The following is an 18,256-nucleotide window of genomic DNA, read 5'->3' on the forward strand; positions in this document are numbered from 1 at the left end:
GTTGTTATTCCTCCGCCCTTACCAGGTTGTGAATGGCTGAAAGGGTTTTGAGCAAGGGTTCCACCTTGTTGAGCTCCAGACTGTTGGGCCCGTCGCAAAGGGCCTCGTCCGGCCTGGGGTGCACCTCCATGAATACGCCGTTTGCACCGGCGGCAACGGCTGCCTTGGCCAAAACCGGGGCCAGGGTGCGGTCTCCGCCGCTTGAACTGCCAAGGCCGCCGGGAAGCTGCACACTGTGGGTGGCATCCATGATCACCGGGCAGCCCAAAGAGGCCATGGCCGGTATGGAGCGCATATCCACCACCAGGTTATTGTATCCAAATGAGCTTCCCCGCTCGGTGAGCCAGATATTTTGGCAACCCGCGCCCTTTAGTTTGCCCACTGCGGCCTGCATGTCCCAAGGAGCTACAAACTGTCCTTTTTTAAGGTTGACCACCTTGCCGGTCTTGCCCGCTGCCAAAAGCAGGTCTGTCTGACGGCAGAGAAAGGCCGGTATCTGGATTACATCCAAGACCTCGGCGCAGATTTTTGCCTGGTCGGGCTGATGAATATCGCTGATTACGGGCAACCCGGTTTCCCGGCGCACTTTGGCCAGTATTTCAAGGCCCTTTTCCATGCCCGGGCCTCTGAAGCTCTCAATACTGGTGCGGTTGGCCTTGTCAAAGCTGGCCTTGAAGATTATTTGCAGGCCAAGCCTTTGGCCTGTTTCGGCCAGGCTTTCGGCTATCCCGAGAGTTATTTCCGGGTTTTCAATTACGCACGGCCCCATGATGGCAAAAAACTTAGCAGTGTCAAAAGGCTTCTCCGCCAAGGTCAAACCGGGCTGATTTTTCATTTTTTATTCTGCCTGTCGTTGTGGTAGCGCAAGGCCGCCTTGATGTAATCCCGGAAAAGAGGATGGGGATTCATGGGGCGGGACTTGAACTCCGGATGGAACTGACATCCCAGGAACCAGGGATGATCAGCCAGTTCAACAATTTCCACCAGTTCACCGTCCGGGCTGGTTCCGCTAACCACCAGGCCGTTTTTCACCAGTTCGTCTTTAAATTCATTGTTGAACTCAAAACGGTGGCGATGGCGTTCTTCAATGGCTTCGGTGCGGTAAGCCTTGGCCGCGTTGGTTTCGGGGATCAGGTTACAGGGATAGGCGCCCAGGCGCATGGTGCCGCCCATTTCACTCAACTCATCACGTTTTTCAACCCGCTGGGAGCGGTAGTCGAACCACTCGCGCATTAGGTAGATCACCGGATAAGGCGTGTTGGGGTCTATCTCGGCCGTATGGGCCTCTTTCCAGCCCAGGACGTTTCTGGCGAACTCCACCACCGCCATGTGCATGCCGTAGCATATGCCGAAGTAGGGGATGTTGTTTTCCCTGGCATATTTTACGGCCGCGATTTTACCTTCGATGCCTCTGGAGCCAAAGCCTCCGGGAACCAGAATGCCGTCGACGCCTTTCAAGGCTCCAACGCCTTCCCGTTCCACGCTTTCGCTGTCAATATAGGTTATTTTCACCTTGGCGTTGTTGGCGATGCCGCCGTGGGAAAGGGCCTCGTTCAGGCTCTTGTAGGATTCCTTGAGATCGACATATTTGCCGACCATGGCTATCTTGACCTTGTTGGTGGGATTCTTGGCCTTGTAGATCAGATCCTTCCAGTTTTCCAGATGCGGAGCCCTGGTCCAGATGTTCAGCTTGCGGCAGACCTGTTCATCCAGGCCCTGGTCGTGGTAGTTCAGCGGCACCTCATAAATGTTTTCCACATCCAGGGCGGTGATCACCGATTGGGGCTCTACATTACAGAAAAGGGCGATTTTGTCTTTAAGATCCTTGCCCAAAGATTTTTCTGTGCGGCAAAGCAGGATATCCGGCTGGATTCCCACCCGGCGCAGCTCACTTACCGAGTGCTGGGTGGGTTTGGTCTTGAGCTCGCCCGCGGTTTTGATCCAGGGAACCAGGGTCAGGTGCAGGTAAAGGACGTTTTCCTTGCCAACTTCAGCCTGGAACTGGCGGATTGCCTCTAAAAAGGGCAGGGACTCAATATCGCCCACAGTGCCGCCGATCTCCACAATGGCGAGATCCACCCCGTTGACCACTTCCCGCACCGATTTTTTGATTTCATCGGTGATATGGGGAATGATCTGGACAGTGCCGCCAAGATAATCTCCGCGGCGCTCTTTGTTGATCACCCTGTGGTAAATGGAGCCGGTTGTGTGGTTGCATTTTTTGGATTCAACCGCATTGGTGAAACGCTCATAGTGCCCCAGGTCCAGGTCGGTCTCCGCTCCGTCGTCGGTTACAAAGACTTCCCCGTGCTGAAAGGGGTTCATGGTCCCCGGATCCACGTTTACATAGGGATCCAGTTTCTGCAGAACAACAGTTAAACCCCTGGCTTCCAGGAGTGCGCCCAAAGAAGCGGCGGCTAATCCCTTGCCGAGTGAGGAAAGGACGCCGCCTGTGATAAAGATAAATTTTGGAGCCATTGTTTTTTATCCCTCCTTGGTCAAGGGTGCACTGAAAGCCCAAGTAAGCCAAGGTGCATTTAAAAAGAGTAAACCCTAAACAGTGCTATAATGCCGCATTTTTTTGGATTTGGTCAAGCGGTCTGTGCTTGTCACGGGATTTTAATATATAGCCTGGTTCACTGGAGCGCAAATTCCCTGACCTGGAAGCCTGTAAAAAAATAATTGACCCATCGGTCAACATCATTCAGTCTCCTTACTATTTTCTTATAGTTTCCCTGAAAAACTGGGCATGACCAGGGTTTTTTGTACTGGCTAAGCGAGCGTGCTATGATCTAGCATTAGAACAGGATAAGGGGATAAGCCAGCGTCACCCCTGAGGTGTTTGTTTTTTTTAAAAAACGCAGCCTACAAGTCTTTTATAATTTGGTATTGACCGGTTTTTGAATTGAGGGTTTAAAATCCATGCATATTGTCTTCATGACACCGGAGACTTGGCCCTATGCCCGCGTGGGAGGTTTGGCCGAGTTTTCCCATGACCTGCCCTTGGCCCTGGCCCGGATGGGGCACACCGTAGATGTCATCACCCTGAGATGCCGGGAAGGCCTGGAATTATGTAAAGATTTGTCCCGCCTGGATTTTGAGTTGGAAATCCCCGTTTCCTGGCGCACTCAACAGGCGGTTTTTTATCATCACAAGCCCCACGAACGAGTTAACGTCTATCTCATTGCCAATGATCACTACTATGAAAGGGACGGACTCTACGGCAACGCCTTTGGTGATTACGAAGACAACGCAGAAAGGTTTATCTTTTTTTCCAGAGCCGCACTGGAACTTCTGATTGCCCTTGAAAAGTCCCCTGACATTATCCACTGCAATGATTGGACCACGGCCCTGGTTCCCCTCTATCTGAAAACCCTTTATAAAGAGGTTGAAATCTTTAAAAATGCGGCCAGTTTGCTCACCATTCACAATGTTCAGTCTCAGGGTGTTTTCTGGCATTACGATATGCCCTTGACCGGCCTGGACTGGGAATATTTCAATCAAGACGTGCTTGAATTCCACGGCAAGATCAATTTTTTGAAAGCCGGAATTTTTTTCGCTGATTTTATATCCACTGTTTCTCACCGCTATGCCAGAGAGATATTGACCCCCCAGGTGGCCCGGGGCCTGGAAGGGGTGATTCTGGAGCGGTTCTCCAGATTAAGCGCAATAATAAACGGCGTTGACAACGACACCTGGAATCCGGCCGTTGACCCCCACATCAAGGCCCAATACACCGCCGATGATCTTAAAGGCAAAAAAGAATGTAAAAAAGAACTGATTCGCGAGTTCAAACTTTCCGGGGAGGGCGACCACCCGCTGATGGCTTTTGTTGGCCGACTTCTGGACAGGAGGGGGCTCGCAATTTTGCTTCCCGGCCTGGAAAAAATTATCGATATGGGGGCGGACCTGGTCATAATGGGTTTTGGTGAAGACCATTATCACACCTCGCTCGCCCATTTCCAGTCAAAACAAAATGGACGCCTCGGGCTTTATGTCGGTTACGACATGGCCTTGGCCCACAAGGTGATGGCGGGCGCGGACATGCTGATCATGCCGAGCAAGTCGGAACCATGCGGGCTGCACCAGTTGCATGCAATGCGCTACGGCACTGCCCCCATAGTAAGGGCGGTGGGCGGACTGGATGACACCATAAGAGACCACAGCTCAACCAATCCCGGCGTTGGGTTTAAATTCGAGGATTACACCACAAATGATATGTTGCGGGCAGTCCAAAGGGCCTTGGACACCTATGCCGAAACCAATGAATGGCAGGCCCTGGTGGGCCGGGCCATGACTAGAAGCTACACCTGGGAGCAGGCTGCGCCACGCTACGTGGAGTTGTATGAAAGAGCCAGGCGACTTGGGGAGAGCAGGCAGGAGGCATAAAGCTCATGGCACTGGATGAGAGATTTGAGCTGTTATCCCATGTGGTTGAGATAGCCACCTCCAGCGTTGACGCCGATGAGCGGCTCAACTCTATTCTGGTGGCGGTGAATAATTACTATCAGGCCCGGTGCATGGCCCTTTTTGTGCAGCATAAAGGGGGCACACCCTTTGTACTGGCTCATGCCTGGCCCAACTCCCTGCTTGATGAAAGGAATCTGCCTTCGTTCACCCTGGATGAAGGGCTTATGGGAAAAGTCGCCCTTTCCAGACAGGTTGTACAGGAAAAAGTCACCCCGGATACAGATGATCGGGCCTTAAAGAGCATTGCCGAAATAGCCAGGACCGCAGTGTTGTTGCCTGTGGTTGACGATCGCAAACTATACGGTGTGGCTGCCCTGATTCTGAATGAAAGCACCTGGCTGGACGATGACGACCTCAGGGTGCTTCTCATGATCGCTCGCGAAATGGCCGGAACCATGCGCAACTATGATCTTTATCTGGAGGCTAAAAAGCGCATTGCAGAGCTCAACGTGCTTTCGGATATGGGTCGCTACGCAGTATCCACCATTGAGCTGAACGAACTGCTGGATACGGTGGCCAGCATCTGCGCCAAACTTTTGGGCGCAGAAGGCGGGCTGGTGAGGATCCAAACCAAAAACCATGAGCAGAAAGAACTGACCGCCCAATACGGCAATGTGCCTGATGAATATGTAACAGGCCCAATTCCCACTGACATTTGTTCCCCTCAACCGGTTTTCCCGGGATTAATCAGGACCAGGGGCACAGATGATTCAGAAAGAAAGGGTATTCTTTGCGTACCACTCACCTTTAAACGCGGCCATAAGGGTCACCTTCTGGTTTTTGAGAAAAAAGTCAGGGAACAGGGCGAGTTGCAAAGGGGTTTCACCCTGGAGGACCAGAAAACCATCAATACCATGGGGGTGATGATCTCTTCCGCCCTGGAAAATGCGCTGACCATGCACAGCATCGAGACCCTGGCCCAGCGCAACGAGGAAATGGTCCAGTTTCTGGGCACCATCTTTGAAATCAGCACGGTTTTGATGAATACCATGGATTTTGACGAGACCGTGCAGATTATCCTGCATGCACTTATTCATCCCGCCGGATTTGATCATGATCATGTGATTCTGTTTTTGGTTGATGATCTCTCAGGTGTGCTGAGAACCGTGGCGGAAATGCAAAAAAGCCATTTTATCAGCCCTGTCAAGGAACTGAGAGACACCCTTTACGAGGTTCAGGGCTCGATTTTTGACGATCATCTGGAGCCGTCTCCAGAGGTGATCGATCTTAAGCTGCCCCTGGATCCGCAAAAATCGATTCTGGCTAAAACCGTTTTGGAAGAAAAGCCCATTTTAGTGGATAATCCTGCCAAAGACCCCCAGGTAAACCCGTTGTTGAAAAAGGTCCTTGGGGAACATGCCTTTGTTTCGGTGCCGATGTTTGCCAAGGGTAAGGCTGTGGGGGTCTTGGTGGTCAGTAACAGTTTAAGTGGGCGTAACTTTGTGGAAAGGGATGTGAAATTTCTTTCCATGCTGGCCCAGTTGGGCGGTCTTTCGGTGGAGACCAGCAGATTGTATCAGAGCCTGGAAAAGGCCAATAAGGAGCTTGCCTACATGCGAAACCGCCTTTTGGAGGCGGACAAATTGGCCGCCCTGGGTGAAATAGCAGCCGGTGTGGCCCATGAGATCAGAAATCCTTTGGTGAGCATAGGCGGCTTTACCCGGCGCATCAGAAAGAAAGTGGGGGATGATTCCCAGATTACGCCTTACCTTGATGTTATCATTGAAGAGGTGACCAGGCTGGAGAGCACCTTAAACGAGATGCTTGACTTTTCCAATGAAGCCAGAGACCATTTTTCGGAGTTTGATCTGAATCAGATCATGGATGAGGCCCTGGAGCTTTTGGAGAGGGAGCTTAGTGATCAGGGAATAGAAATCCAAAAAAAATACGGCAAGGACCTGCCCATGATCCTTTGCGACGACCGGCAGGTGAAGCATGTTTTTTTCAATATTTTTCTAAACGCGGTCCAGGCGATGGCAAACCAAGGCGGCTTCCTCACCATCCGCAGCTTTGCGGTTATGCGGGAGGGCAAGCAGTTTGTGGCCGGTGAAGTCACCGATAACGGCGGCGGGATTCCCATGGATGTAATCCATAATATTTTCAACCCATTTTTCACCACCAAACCCAATGGATCTGGTTTGGGCCTTTCCATAGTGCACAAAATCGTGAATCGTCATTTTGGACATGTTGAGGTTCATAACAGCGAAGGTGAAGGCGCTTCTTTTTTGGTCACCCTGCCTGCGGCCGAAGAAGGGCGGGCATATTTAAAGTAGAAAGTGGTTTGCGAGGCGACTTTTTGTGGCACAGCTCATATCGATAATCGACTTTAAGCGTAACCGCATGGCCGGCAAGGCTTTTACCCATTGGGAAAAACGTTTGGGATACCAGCCGGAGCCTTCTGAAAAAATCAGCCACCTGCCTGACAAGGTGGTTTTTTGCCTGGCCGAGTTGGGACATGAGGCCACCTTGGCCCTTTATGACCTGGTCATGGGGGTTCGGGATCTGGGGCCGGCTGAAAAATTTCATTACTTAGGGAGTCAGGACAAGGTCAAGGCCTTGGACGCATTTTTGTTTGTCCTGGATCAAGTGCGCTTTGACTTGATGCAAAGGCTGGGCTGGGTGCATTCCTTGGCAGCGGATCTTTATCCCCTTGTTGATTTGGCATCCAGGAACCAGGAAATAAAAGAAGAATTCTCTCCTACGGTGCCCCTTTTGGTAAAGAGTTTTCAAAGAGAAAAGGGCCTGTGGGACAGGCCGGGCGTGGAGCAGGATCCTTTGGTGCGTTCACTTATACCCGAGGCCTTGGAAGTATTTAAGCAAAGGCTCTGATAAGTTTTCGCAGATAATGATTTCCCGGAGGGGCATGGCATGGATCAGGGTTGATTATTGGATTCAAAGAAGTCTCTGCTTGGATTTACGCTCCTGGATCCAGTAAAAATAAATTTTGACAACTCTTTAAAATAGTTAGCTTTTCAATATATGTATCTTTGGCGGACTGTCATTGGTCCGCCAAAGATCAATTCAAGATTCCAGTTTTCTTCTAAAAACGCCAATCTAAAGACTCGGGGCCGCCATACGTGTTTGATTTCCGCCGCGTTGCCTGGCTTCAAGCTGGGCCTGTTCCGCCCTGGACAGAAAATTCAAGTCTGTTTCCTTGTGTATGGGGTCGAGTAGGGCGGCTCCCAGGCTGATGAAACCCGAAGCGGTCTCTCCGCCCTGGGTGGGGACCGGCTCCTCCATGGCCAGACGAAGCCTTTCAGCCAAGGCCATGAGCCCAATATCATCCTGGCTGGGTGAAACTATGACTATTCTGGAGGAATCATAGCGGCCCGCCTTGTCATAGGGCCTTACTTGTTGCATTACCCTTTGAGCAAAAATCTTGATCATCTGATCCCCCATCATGGGGCCCCATTTCTCAATTATTCTGTCCAACTGATCGAGATTGGCTAAAATTATGCCCAGTGATTCCATGGTGCGGCGGGAACGCTCCATCTCGCTGTTCAAAATATCAAATAAATATCTTCGGCTGTAAAGTCCGGTTAAGTCATCGGCCTGGGTCAGCTCGGCCAGGCCTTTCGTAGTGCGGAAAAGAGCCAGGTTGTTGCGTACCCTGACCAAAAATTCTTCCGGTTCAAAAGGGCGTTTAATAAAATCGGAGGCTCCGGCTCCCAGACATTGCAATATACCCTGGTTTTGATCTTCGCTTCCCAGGATAATTACCGGAATAGAGGCCATATCCGGTGAGTTGCGTATACCCCTCAAGAGCCCTGCGCCATCTAAGACCGGCATCTTCAGCTCGGAAAGGACCATCTCCACATTGCGGTGGTCGGAAAGAACCCAAAGCGCCTGGGCGCCGTCTTTGGCTTCTAAAACTTGATGTCCGGCTTGTTGGAGCAAGTTTTTTATTTCAGTTCTGAAAGTAAGGTCCGACATCGCTAGAACAATTTTGCCCGGTTCCCAAAAATGCAAAAAACACCATCCCTTGTAAACAAAATTTGATGTTTGACAACCTAATTACAATATTAAGGGAGGAGGGTTGGAATACATAGCAAAAATGAATACTCTTTGTAAGCAGCCTTAAGTAAACCGGCATTTTAAGTATTTCAGTGGCAGTATTAATTTCAAGCCGTAATGCGGCCATGTAAAACAGGATAGGGAAAAGGTGAAAACTTGCACAAAAGCCGACATGGCCCCGTATCTGTTTTAAAGGTAATATCCAAGGGTTGAGGTTAAAATCGGAACACCTTCTCCAGGAAAGGTAACTAAATATGGAAAATATCGAAATCAGTTTCCCGGGCGGGATTAAAGCGGATGCCAAGTATAATGGATTCACCATTCATACAGATCAGCCTGTAGATGAAGGAGGCGACGGCACTGCACCGGAACCCTTTACCTTGTTTCTGGCTGGCCTGGCCACCTGCTCAGGGGTTTATGTGCTTAACTTCTGCAAGGCCAGGGAGATCTCCACTGAAGGACTCAGGCTGGTGCAAAAACCCACTTTTAACGAAAAAACCAAACGCCTGGAAAAAATTGAGATGGAAATCTATTTACCCCCTGAGTTTCCGGATAAATATGAAAAGGCGGTTATCAGGGTTGCCAACCTGTGCGCAGTGAAAAAGGCCATCATAGATCCGCCGGAGATGACCATAACAGCTCTGCGTGGCTAGAACGCTTTTTTAATAAAACTACCCGGCAAGTCCTGCTTTTAAGGCCTTGCCGGGCAGTTTAAGACCTCTATAGGCTATTATACAACCAGCCACAGGGAGCAAAAGGCCGTCATGGCCAAGGTGGCCCCCCACATCAATCTCAAAGCAGCCTTGAAGTCTGAATCGCCGGCAAAACGAGCCTGGGGATTTAGCCAGGGTTTGTCCACCAGCTTGCCGTGGTAATAGTTGGGTCCGCCCAGACGTATTTCAAGAGCCCCGGCAAAGGCGCTCTCAGGCCAACCCGCATTGGGGCTTTTGTGCTTATTGTGATCCGAGCGGATAGAGCTTGCCGCGCCTTTGGCGTTGAGCCCGATTAACCTGGCGGCGACAACCACCATGAAAGCACTGAGCCGGGCGGGAGCCCAGCCTGCCAAATCATCGAGCTTGGCAGCGAACCATCCAAAATCTTTGTATTTTTCGTTTTTATACCCCACCATGGAATCCAGGGTGTTCACTGCCTTGTAGGCCACCGCCCAAGCAGGGCCGCCCAAGGCGAAATAGAAAAGCGGGGCAATCACACCATCATTTAGGTTTTCAGCCACTGTTTCAATCACAGCCTGTCTGACCTGGGTTTCGGACAGTTCGCTTGTTTCCCTTCCAACTATCATGGCCAGCCTTTGCCTGGCCTTTTGCAGATCAGCCTGTTCAAGAGGCTCTACCACCCGTTTAGCCTCTCGCCAAAGTTGGCCCGGAGCCAGGCTTTGAAAAGTAAAGGCCAAAGCAACCAAAAGGCCAAGCGCAGGTGCAAAAATCCCGGTCAGAAGGATAATGCCCCAGGTCAGGACGCCTGAACCTAAAACCAAAATTAAGGTCATAATGGCCCCTGCCAGGCGCAGCGCCGACGGGGTGCTTGCCCTGGGCCTTAGAATAGACTCCAATTTATTGATTGCCAGGCCCATGAAACGCACCATATGAGGCCAATGGGGCGGATCACCCAAAAGGGCGTCCAGTATAAGGGCGGAAACAAGCAAAGTAAGATCGTGCATAATTTTTTCTTCTATCGGACTGAAGAGAAGACTTCAAAGCCTTCAGGCCTTATGGAATAATTTTATTTAAGGCCTTGTTCAAATGTTGTGAATGGATTTATCAGGAAAATCCGGCTGCGTAAAGCCTAAGTATACAATGATAAAGCAGGCAAGAAGCAGTGATTTTCAACTGTCAGACAATGTATTGAGTAAATTGCATATTTCCATTTCCACATAATTTGCAAAGAAATAATAACAAATAGCTGCAAGCCTGCTTACCCCACGGGCTTTATGTTTTTTGTTTAAATAAGCCTTTTGGTTTAATAAAAAATAGCTTCCTATAACCCGGTAAATAAAAATGCGAAAAGATCAAAGCGTTTTCGCAACTTACAAATTACTTGCTTGACGCGGCTCAAAATTAATTATTTTTAAATAAAATAAAATATTCTTAAACTTTATTACTTTTGCCGTTCTTTTGGCGATATTGCCTGTCTTCCTTGAAAATTACCTGGAAATAGAAAAATCAGGCGGGTCCTTCGGGTCCTTTGGGAAACAGAGTGGGGCGATTTTTCACTCAAAGATTAATAGACCTGACGGAAGCTGTTTTTTTAATCTTTTAGAAACAAATTTCAAATGCGCTAACTGAGCATCCGTGTAAACGCTTGCCGATTTGGACACAAGGCTATGAAGAGCATTATGACAAGCATAGACGGAAATGGGTGCATTGCTATGGTGTTCTATCAAACGAGCTTGTGGACAGGGAAAAGACCGGGATTGAGTTCTGTAGCGGCATTCGTTTACATGAATCTGTATTACAGAGAGAAGAGGAGTTTGGGAAACAAGAGAAACTGCATGTCACCATACCCGGCTGGAAAGATAATAGTTGGCCGACAAAAGATTTTCGAAATAAAATATTAATAATTACAGCATGTTAATTGCAATATATACCTGAGTTTCATTCTTTGCTTAAAATGGCAACCGTTGTATAAACAATTTAAGCAAATAATTAAGTAGTACTATTTATAATTGAATAATCAGACTCTTTTTAAGTATCCAATGGTAAGTATAAATTTTGAGGGCAGGGCTTTTTTTACATAGAACCTCTCTCTTCGTGGTGCAAGCTGAAACATTTTTTCCCAAGCTCACCCCCACTTGGCGTTTTCAGTATTAAAAAAATAATATCGCGACAAAATCCCGCGGCCTTATTTTTTCCCCAAAAAACCTCTTTACTATTTAAATCTTCTGCGAAATCACACTAAATTGCCTGAATTTGTTTTTATACTGTTGACAAGTATAACCATTAGCCTTTATAGATATTAATTATAGATGTAGTTTTGAATTGTTAAATTAAAAGGAGTAGCCAAAAATGGCTCGTAAATCTCGTTGGACCAGGGATCAGAGGGCTCAACTTCTTAAAATGGTGCATGCGGGTGTTTCTGAACAAGAAATCCGCAACCAATTCACAACATCAGACAATAAGGGGCGTTCAAGGGCCATGACTGCGGTTGAGTTTGCACAGCAGTTAAAGCAAGCCATGGTTGAAGCTGGAGAGATAAAACAAACGTCACGCGAAAAAAAGGCTAAAAAACAAGTCTATTACGAAGTCACCCAAACCGGCAGACTTACCATTTCCGATTTTGAAAAAGTTACCGGTGCTGAACCTGGCGCAAAATTCGTATTGGAAAAGCCAAGGGGCCGCTCCAAAGCCTGGCGCATTATGCCTGCCTGACTTGGTTTTCAGATCAGTAAAGAACCGGTGTTTCCTGGAATAAAGTTCTTCCGGAAGGCGGTATCCTTACGCTCGCAGCCGTTATTGCGAGGTTAATAACGATCCATTGCAAAAGATCAGATATCTGCCGGTTTAGCACATTTTCTAAACTTGGGTGATACAACTACAAACTGCGTCCAATTAATAAGCTTGGTCAGCATTATTAAGCCCGGTCTGATATACTCCTGGCCATGAATTCTCACGACAACATCATCATTAAAGGAATATTGCGCTGGTTCGCTTCTTTAGGTGTGGGGCTGATCCCCGGAGCCCACGGCACCTATGGCTCGATCCTTACCTTTTTATTGGTTTGGGCCTGGCTGGCAAACGGCGGCGACGCACTGACCGGTGCAGGTTACCTGCTCTTTATGGCGGGCTTTGTGCCTCTTTCCTGGCTTATCACTCACCTCTCGCTCAAGCTTAATGCCTTTGTCCGCTCAACAGACCCCAAGGACCCTCCCCAATTGGTCATAGACGAAGCTCTGGGCCTGGTGGTGGCCCTTTACGGGGCCCAGGCAGGTGATTGGGCGGCCATGCTTACCGGCTTGGTCTTCTTCAGGATATTTGATATTTTCAAGCCTTTTCCTGTGAATAAGGCCGAAGGCCTGCCCGGCGCCTGGGGCGTTTTGGCCGATGACGTTGTAGCCGGGGTTATGGCCCTGGTTGGGGTGAAACTGGTTTTTTCCTGGGTTCCCTTGATCTGGGCTTAAAATCTCCGGCTTTAACTAAGCCGGTCTTGATTCCAATGTCTACGCCAAAACGGCAAATCGCAGACTACACCGTGCATCCTGATGTGCATGGTGTTCAAGACACGTTCAATTCCGGTTTTAAATTGATCTAAACCTGGGGCCGCTTCAAGAAAATCGATTTAAAGGTGTATTCAAGGAATACTTGAGGTGTTACAGGTTAACCCTGCCAAGACATATGCGGACTATTTTTCGTTAGTCATCTGCTCCGTGTACATTTGCCTCAATCGGGAATCACCTTGGAAACCGGAACCAGCCTCATTTCTTTTTTCAGTCTTGCCTTGTATTTTTCAATCACGGATATAGTGCTTTTATGGGGATGACCAATGGCCACCACCCTGTTCTGGCGTTTGGACAGGCTGATAAACCTCTCCATCTGCCTGCGAATCGCCTCAGGGCTGGGATCGTGATCCAGAAACACGTGTCTACGCCAGGTCCTCATGCCCAGGGATTGGGCCACTTTCATGGCCTGGGAATTGGGGGAAGTAAAGCTGTCCACAAAGAAAAGCCCGCGGTCTTTGATTTGGTTTAAAACCGGTTTAAGGACTCTGGGGCTTTCCGTGAACTGAGACCCCATATGGTTATTAACCCCCACCGCTAAAGGCACTGAATCGATATCCGCTTTTGTGACTGCTTTTAATTTGGCAAAGGGCATGTCCAGATACAGGCCTCCCGGCCCTGGGCTGACCTTGGGATAACTTTTAGGCTGCATGGGCAAGTGCAGTAAGATTTCTTTTTTATGGCGCGCAGCCAGGCCCGCCACCTCCTTGCCATGGGGGGCATGGGGAAGAATGGAAAAAGTAATGGGCAGACTCATCCGGGCCAGGATTTGGGCCGGTTTAAGCTGATACCCCATATCATCTATGATGATGGCGGCCAGGTGTCTTTTATCCGCCTTTGGAATACTGGTTGAACTTGGCAGGCCGTTGTGTAGGAGGATCACCCTGTGGGTCAGTCTCTTTTGGTAATAAACCAAAAGAATCAAACCTCTTTTGTGCCTTTGCCGAGCTATTTTCAACTTAAAGCCCTTCAACCCTTTAAGCAGAGCGTTTTTAAGGGTTGAAATCTGTTTCTTGTCCTTTACGCGGCACTGGATTTCCGTAACATACCCGCCTTGGGCGGTTCTGATATTGAGCCTTGTACGATCCAGGGAAAGACCGCCCCTCCTAAGGCTTTTCAGGATGGCTTCATCTATCCTGTGAAGGGTTTCTTCCCAGGTGTCATGCTGGGGTTCTTCGTAGATTATACTTTTCGGTTGATTGGTTTTATGGGTTTTAGGGGGCGTGCTTTGGGGCGAGCCTTGAATAAGCCACCAGACAAAGGTGCCCATAACCGCCAAAAGGACAGCTGAAAGGGCGCTGTAGACCAGCGCCCTGGTGTCAAAGACCCGGGCGAAACCGGATTTTTTGGTCTTTCGCCCGGGTTTTTTCTTTGTCTTGTTAAGTTTTTTTATGACCGGTTTTTTGGCCACGGTTTAGCGTTCTTCTGTTGTGGCCCCATGGCTGTATTTTGTTTTGGCCACTTTTTCGAAGACCTGCCAGGCCTTTAACAGATCCAGGGCCCGACGCAGCTGATTATCCTTGGCCAGACGTTCGGCCGTCATATAAAGCTTATCGTCGGTTTCTTCTTCGTCTTTATTTTTGTTTTCAGCCTCAGGGTCTTCTTCGGCTTTCATGGCTCCGTTTAAGTCTTTTTCCCTGATGCCATGGAATTTTTCCTTTTTGTTGGGCTTTTCAGGCGGAGGCTCAAAGGCCACCACTACATCGGGAACAATTCCCTTGGCCTGGATAGCACGGCCGCTGGGCACATAGTAGCGGGCTGTTGTGAGGCGCAAGGCCCCGTTGTCATCCATGGGGATAATGGTCTGTACAGAGCCCTTGCCAAAACTGGTTGTGCCCATTATTATGGCGCGGCTGTGATCCTGGAGCGCTCCGGCCACAATTTCACTGGCGCTGGCAGTTCCGTTGTTGACCAGACAGACAATGGGATAATCACCCGCAGTCATGGAGCCTGTGGCCCTGAAGACCATTTCCTGACCGGGAAGCCTGCCTTTGGTGGAGACAATGACACCGTCTTCCAGGAATTGATCGGCCACACCCACGGCTTCTTGCAAAAGACCGCCCGGATCATTGCGCAGGTCCAGCACCAGACCTTTCAAGGGGATTTTTTGGGTCTGAAGGTTGCGCAGGGCCTTAACCAGGTCACTTGTGGTGTTCTCCTGGAAGGTGCTGATTCTTACATAACCGTAACCGTCTTCAATTATTTTATGACGCACGCTCACCAGGGGGATAACGTCCCTGACAATAGGTATGTCAAGCAGCCTGGCCTCGCCCTCGCGCATGATCGAAAGCACCACCTTATCACCCTTGGGACCGCGAATAGCCTTTACCGCGTCCATGCTGGTCATCCCCTTGGTGAGTTTGCCGTCGATTTTTACGATGCGGTCTCCGGCCTTTATTCCGGCCTTGTAGGCCGGAGTCCCTTCAATGGGGGAGACTACGGTGAGAATGCCGTCTTTGGTGGTGATCTCAATTCCCACCCCGGTGAAACTGCCTTTGGTTTCCACCTGCAGTTCCTTGTATTCTTCAGGCGTGAGGTAGGAGGAATGAGGATCAAGGCTGGAAACCATGCCCTTTATGGCTGCGTTTATCAGCTCCTCAGGCGACTTTTTCTCGACATATTTACGTTCAATCTCCGCCAATGCCTCGGTAAAGACGCGCATACGCCTGTATTCTGCGTCACTGGCCGCCTGAGCCGGCAGATTACGGGAAAAACCGATAACGCAGGCCGCGGCAACAACAGAGAAAAACAGAATGGCCAAAGGCGTTTTCAGTACGCTTAACCGGCCTTTTTGCATGAAAGCCTCCTGGGTGAAATACAACATGTTTGAATTTTAATGTATCTGTCTGACAAGTCTGGGTCAAGAACCCAAGCGCAGCCATTTTAACGGGTTTACCGGTTTGGCTCCTTTTCGTACTTCCAAGTATACCAAAGCCGTGCCGCCAACCTGGCCGACTACACTCCCCGCCTTAACATTTTGACCCTTATCCACAGAAAGGTTCCCAAGACAGGCAAGTACAGTATGCACTCTTTGACCGTGGTCTAAAACAATTACTTTTCCATATCCCGCCAGGTTTCCCGCATAGGCGACCTTTCCCCACCAGGGAGAGCGAACCAATGATCCGGGCCTGGCCTTTATGAAAATGCCATGTTTTTCCGGCAAGTTCAAGTTGGTTGGAGCCCCTTCCACCGGAGGGGAGAGGTTTCCCTTGGCCGCCACAACACCCTTAATCGGCGGAACCAGGATTTTACCGCGTTTTTGTTCCGGCGGCAGGGTCTTTACCATTGCCAGGGTCCTGACCAGCCTGGCCTGGGCCTGGTTAAGGGTGTTTATATTTTCCGAAAGTTTTTTTCCCTGAGCCTCCAGATTGTTAAGCAGCCCGCCGTTTTTTTGCTCCATCTCCTTCAGGGTTTTTTCGGTCTCCTGTTGATCCTTGATGTACTCCAGAAATTCATTCTGCTTAAAGGCCAGGCTTGTCTTAAGTTTTTCGTATTTTTTTTGGCGTATTTTTATTTTTTGCAGTTTTTCCCTGGAATCCGCCGCCAATCTGGCCAGGGCCTGACTGCGAGTCAACGCATCATGAAAAGAATTGGCTCCGGCCCATATGGCCAGGCCGGTGTCCGGTCCGTGCAGGTACATGGCCCGCAAACGTTCACCGTATATCTCACGCATTTTGAGAAGACTTGGTTGCAGCTCAGCCGCTTCCCGGCGCAGATCCTCAAGCCGTCCGGAAGATTTGAGCGCCAGGGCCTTTAGTTCGTTTATGCGGGCCCTGGCCCTGATCCTGCGGATTTTAAGGGAATTGATCTCCAGATGAATGGCTTCGATTGTGCGGGTGAGCTGATTTCTCTGATCCACCAGGGTTGAGAGCCTGGTTTTGAGCTCCCGGCGGGCGGTTTCCAGGGAGTCCGGTTTTTGAGCCGCCCCAAGGGGCAAAGGCAACACCAGACAAAGGCAGGTTAAAGCAAAAAAGATGCGCCTCAAAATTCCCCCTTGGGGCGCAAGGCCCGGCTTACACCCAAAAAACCGCCCAACACCGCGGCCAATACAGCCAAAAAGGAAATAATCACCGGCGCCTGCCAGGGAAAACTCATCAGTTGCCTGGCATTGAACCCCAGGGGCAGGGCCTTGGGCGAGGCAAGAACGCGTAAGAGCCCCCAGATCAGGAGACTGGCCAGGGTTGAGGAAACAAAGGCCTGGATCAGGGCCTCTATTAAAAAAGGTATCCTGATGAACCAATTTGACGCGCCGACCAGGTCCATTACCTCCAGCTGGTCCCTGCGTACATAGATCGCAATACGCACGGTGTTTAAAACCAGAAACACGATTCCCGCAAATAAAAGCAGGCCAAGCGCCATGGCCAGCTCCCAGGCGGTGCCTGCAAAATCCTCCATTTTGCGCAACCAGGGACGGGTGGTCACCACTTCCGTCACATGGGGCAGGCCCTTTATCTGCTCGGCCAGGGTTTTCTGAACTGCTCCGGGCAACAGAAAAACCTCTATGGTGGGGGGCAGGGGATTCTGTTTAAGTCCATTCAGAATATCGGCATTTTCCCCCAATTGACGGGTAAAGCGGTTTAAGGCCTTTTTTTTGTTTATAAAAGTTGCTTTGGCCACCTCGCTTCTCACCGCCAGTTGTCTGGTGAGATACCAGCCGTCGGATTCGGCTATGGAATCATCCAAGACCACCATCATGGCCGCACCGGTAATCATCTGCTGGTAAGCGCCGGAAAGATTCAGGCAAAGGGTTACATATGCGCCCAAAATGGCCAGGGACACGGTTAAGCTCATTATGGCGGCCCATTGCAGCCATAAATCCCGTTTCATTTGCTTAAAGGCCCTGGCAAAAGGACCCATGCTCGGCTGTTTGGGGCTCATGAGCCTTCTTCCAAACGGCCCTGATAAAGGCGGATCACCTTGGGGCCGCGAACCAGCTTAATCAGCTGGGGATCATGGGTGGCCACAATCACAGTGGTTCCCCTGGTATGGGCCTGGACCACCAGGCGCATGATTTCTCTTGCATTTTCAGGGTCCAGGTTGCCGGTTGGTTCATCGGCCAATAACAGTTTGGGCCGGGCCACCAAGGCCCGGGCAATGGCCACCCTTTGCTGTTCACCGCCGGAAAGGGTCTCCACCAGGGTGTGGGCCCTGGCGGCCAGCCCCACTTGGGCCAGGGTTTTTGAAACCTGGTTGGCCATGGTTTTTCCGTTAATACCGGCGACACTCAAGGCAAGGGCTGTGTTTTCATAAACAGTAAGCCCCCTGACCAACTTGAAATCCTGGAAAATAACCCCGATTTTTCTGCGCAACCTCGGCATTGCCCGGGCGGGTATGCGCCCCATATCCGCGCCCAGGACTTTCACCAGTCCGGAGCTGGGCAGCTCGGCGCCGAAAAGCAGCCTTAAAAAGGTTGTTTTGCCTGCGCCTGAGGGCCCGCTTAAATAAACGAACTGGCCGGGCTGTATGTGCAGATTGATTTCATCCAAAGCAGGTTTGGTGCGGCCGTGATAGGTTTTCTTTACTTGCTCAAAAAAGACCATC

The 18,256-nt window shown here is 50.0% G+C and carries 15 protein-coding genes; 6 read left to right on the forward strand and 9 right to left on the reverse strand.

What is annotated here, in order from left to right; all coding sequences use genetic code 11:
- Positions 1-4: 4 nt before the first annotated feature.
- Together kdsA and pyrG are read right to left on the reverse strand one after the other, a co-directional pair.
- Positions 5-835, reverse strand: coding sequence for a 3-deoxy-8-phosphooctulonate synthase (gene kdsA / locus X474_RS12780; protein WP_044349405.1), 831 nt, complete (start codon positions 833-835; stop codon positions 5-7).
- Positions 832-2,478, reverse strand: coding sequence for a CTP synthase (gene pyrG / locus X474_RS12785; RefSeq protein ID WP_044349407.1), 1,647 nt, complete (start codon positions 2,476-2,478; stop codon positions 832-834). Before pyrG ends, kdsA begins: the two co-directional genes overlap by 4 nt.
- Before the next feature lie 444 nt (positions 2,479-2,922).
- On the opposite strand from pyrG, the gene X474_RS12790 reads away from it, so the two are divergent.
- The 3 genes from X474_RS12790 to X474_RS12800 are packed head-to-tail and all read left to right on the forward strand — an operon-like array spanning position 2,923 to position 7,299.
- Positions 2,923-4,389 (forward strand): glycogen synthase, encoded by a 1,467-nt coding sequence (locus X474_RS12790; protein WP_044349409.1) that lies wholly within the window; start codon positions 2,923-2,925, stop codon positions 4,387-4,389.
- A gap of 5 nt (positions 4,390-4,394) precedes the next feature.
- Positions 4,395-6,743, forward strand: a complete 2,349-nt coding sequence (locus X474_RS12795) for a GAF domain-containing protein (RefSeq protein ID WP_044349411.1) — start codon at positions 4,395-4,397, stop codon at positions 6,741-6,743.
- A 25-nt stretch (positions 6,744-6,768) separates the two neighbouring features.
- Positions 6,769-7,299: a hypothetical protein gene (locus tag X474_RS12800; RefSeq protein WP_156360748.1), complete on the forward strand. Its 531-nt coding sequence runs from the start codon at positions 6,769-6,771 to the stop codon at positions 7,297-7,299.
- A 225-nt stretch (positions 7,300-7,524) separates the two neighbouring features.
- On the opposite strand, the gene X474_RS12805 is transcribed toward X474_RS12800, so the two are convergent.
- A complete protein-coding gene (locus X474_RS12805; protein WP_156360749.1) occupies positions 7,525-8,403 on the reverse strand; it encodes a GGDEF domain-containing response regulator in 879 nt (292 codons plus the stop codon).
- 335 nt (positions 8,404-8,738) lie between these two features.
- Between X474_RS12805 and X474_RS12810 the strand changes: the two genes are divergently transcribed.
- Positions 8,739-9,137: an OsmC family protein gene (locus X474_RS12810; RefSeq protein ID WP_044349415.1), complete on the forward strand. Its 399-nt coding sequence runs from the start codon at positions 8,739-8,741 to the stop codon at positions 9,135-9,137.
- Positions 9,138-9,214: 77 nt separating this feature from the next.
- Here the strand turns inward: X474_RS12810 and cbiB are convergent, their stop codons facing one another.
- Positions 9,215-10,162 carry an adenosylcobinamide-phosphate synthase CbiB gene (gene cbiB / locus X474_RS12815; protein ID WP_044349416.1) on the reverse strand — a complete coding sequence of 316 codons (948 nt, stop codon included), beginning with the start codon at positions 10,160-10,162 and terminating at the stop codon, positions 9,215-9,217.
- A 1,345-nt stretch (positions 10,163-11,507) separates the two neighbouring features.
- Here cbiB and X474_RS26815 point away from each other — a divergent pair.
- Together X474_RS26815 and X474_RS12825 are read left to right on the forward strand one after the other, a co-directional pair.
- Positions 11,508-11,870 carry a hypothetical protein gene (locus X474_RS26815; protein WP_044349417.1) on the forward strand — a complete coding sequence of 121 codons (363 nt, stop codon included), beginning with the start codon at positions 11,508-11,510 and terminating at the stop codon, positions 11,868-11,870.
- A 230-nt stretch (positions 11,871-12,100) separates the two neighbouring features.
- Positions 12,101-12,619, forward strand: coding sequence for a phosphatidylglycerophosphatase A family protein (locus tag X474_RS12825; protein ID WP_082464344.1), 519 nt, complete (start codon positions 12,101-12,103; stop codon positions 12,617-12,619).
- 259 nt (positions 12,620-12,878) lie between these two features.
- On the opposite strand, the gene X474_RS12830 is transcribed toward X474_RS12825, so the two are convergent.
- The 5 genes from X474_RS12830 to ftsE all read right to left on the reverse strand — a co-directional run bounded on the left by X474_RS12830 (position 12,879) and on the right by ftsE (position 18,255).
- Entirely contained in the window at positions 12,879-14,126 is a 1,248-nt protein-coding gene (locus X474_RS12830) for a divergent polysaccharide deacetylase family protein (protein ID WP_052515170.1), read from the reverse strand.
- Between the two features lie 3 nt (positions 14,127-14,129).
- Positions 14,130-15,512, reverse strand: a complete 1,383-nt coding sequence (locus X474_RS12835) for a S41 family peptidase (RefSeq protein WP_052515171.1) — start codon at positions 15,510-15,512, stop codon at positions 14,130-14,132.
- 63 nt (positions 15,513-15,575) lie between these two features.
- A complete protein-coding gene (locus X474_RS12840; protein ID WP_044349418.1) occupies positions 15,576-16,700 on the reverse strand; it encodes a murein hydrolase activator EnvC family protein in 1,125 nt (374 codons plus the stop codon).
- The gene (locus X474_RS12845; protein WP_044349419.1) at positions 16,697-17,593 is read right to left on the reverse strand and encodes a cell division protein FtsX; all 897 of its coding nucleotides are present in this window, start codon (positions 17,591-17,593) and stop codon (positions 16,697-16,699) included. The genes X474_RS12840 and X474_RS12845 overlap by 4 nt, the downstream gene beginning before the upstream one ends.
- Positions 17,590-18,255: a cell division ATP-binding protein FtsE gene (ftsE, locus tag X474_RS12850; protein WP_044349421.1), complete on the reverse strand. Its 666-nt coding sequence runs from the start codon at positions 18,253-18,255 to the stop codon at positions 17,590-17,592. The genes X474_RS12845 and ftsE overlap by 4 nt, the downstream gene beginning before the upstream one ends.
- Position 18,256: the final 1 nt, after the last annotated feature.

The organism is Dethiosulfatarculus sandiegensis, from assembly GCF_000931935.2.
GTDB lineage: Bacteria > Desulfobacterota > Desulfarculia > Desulfarculales > Desulfarculaceae > Dethiosulfatarculus > Dethiosulfatarculus sandiegensis.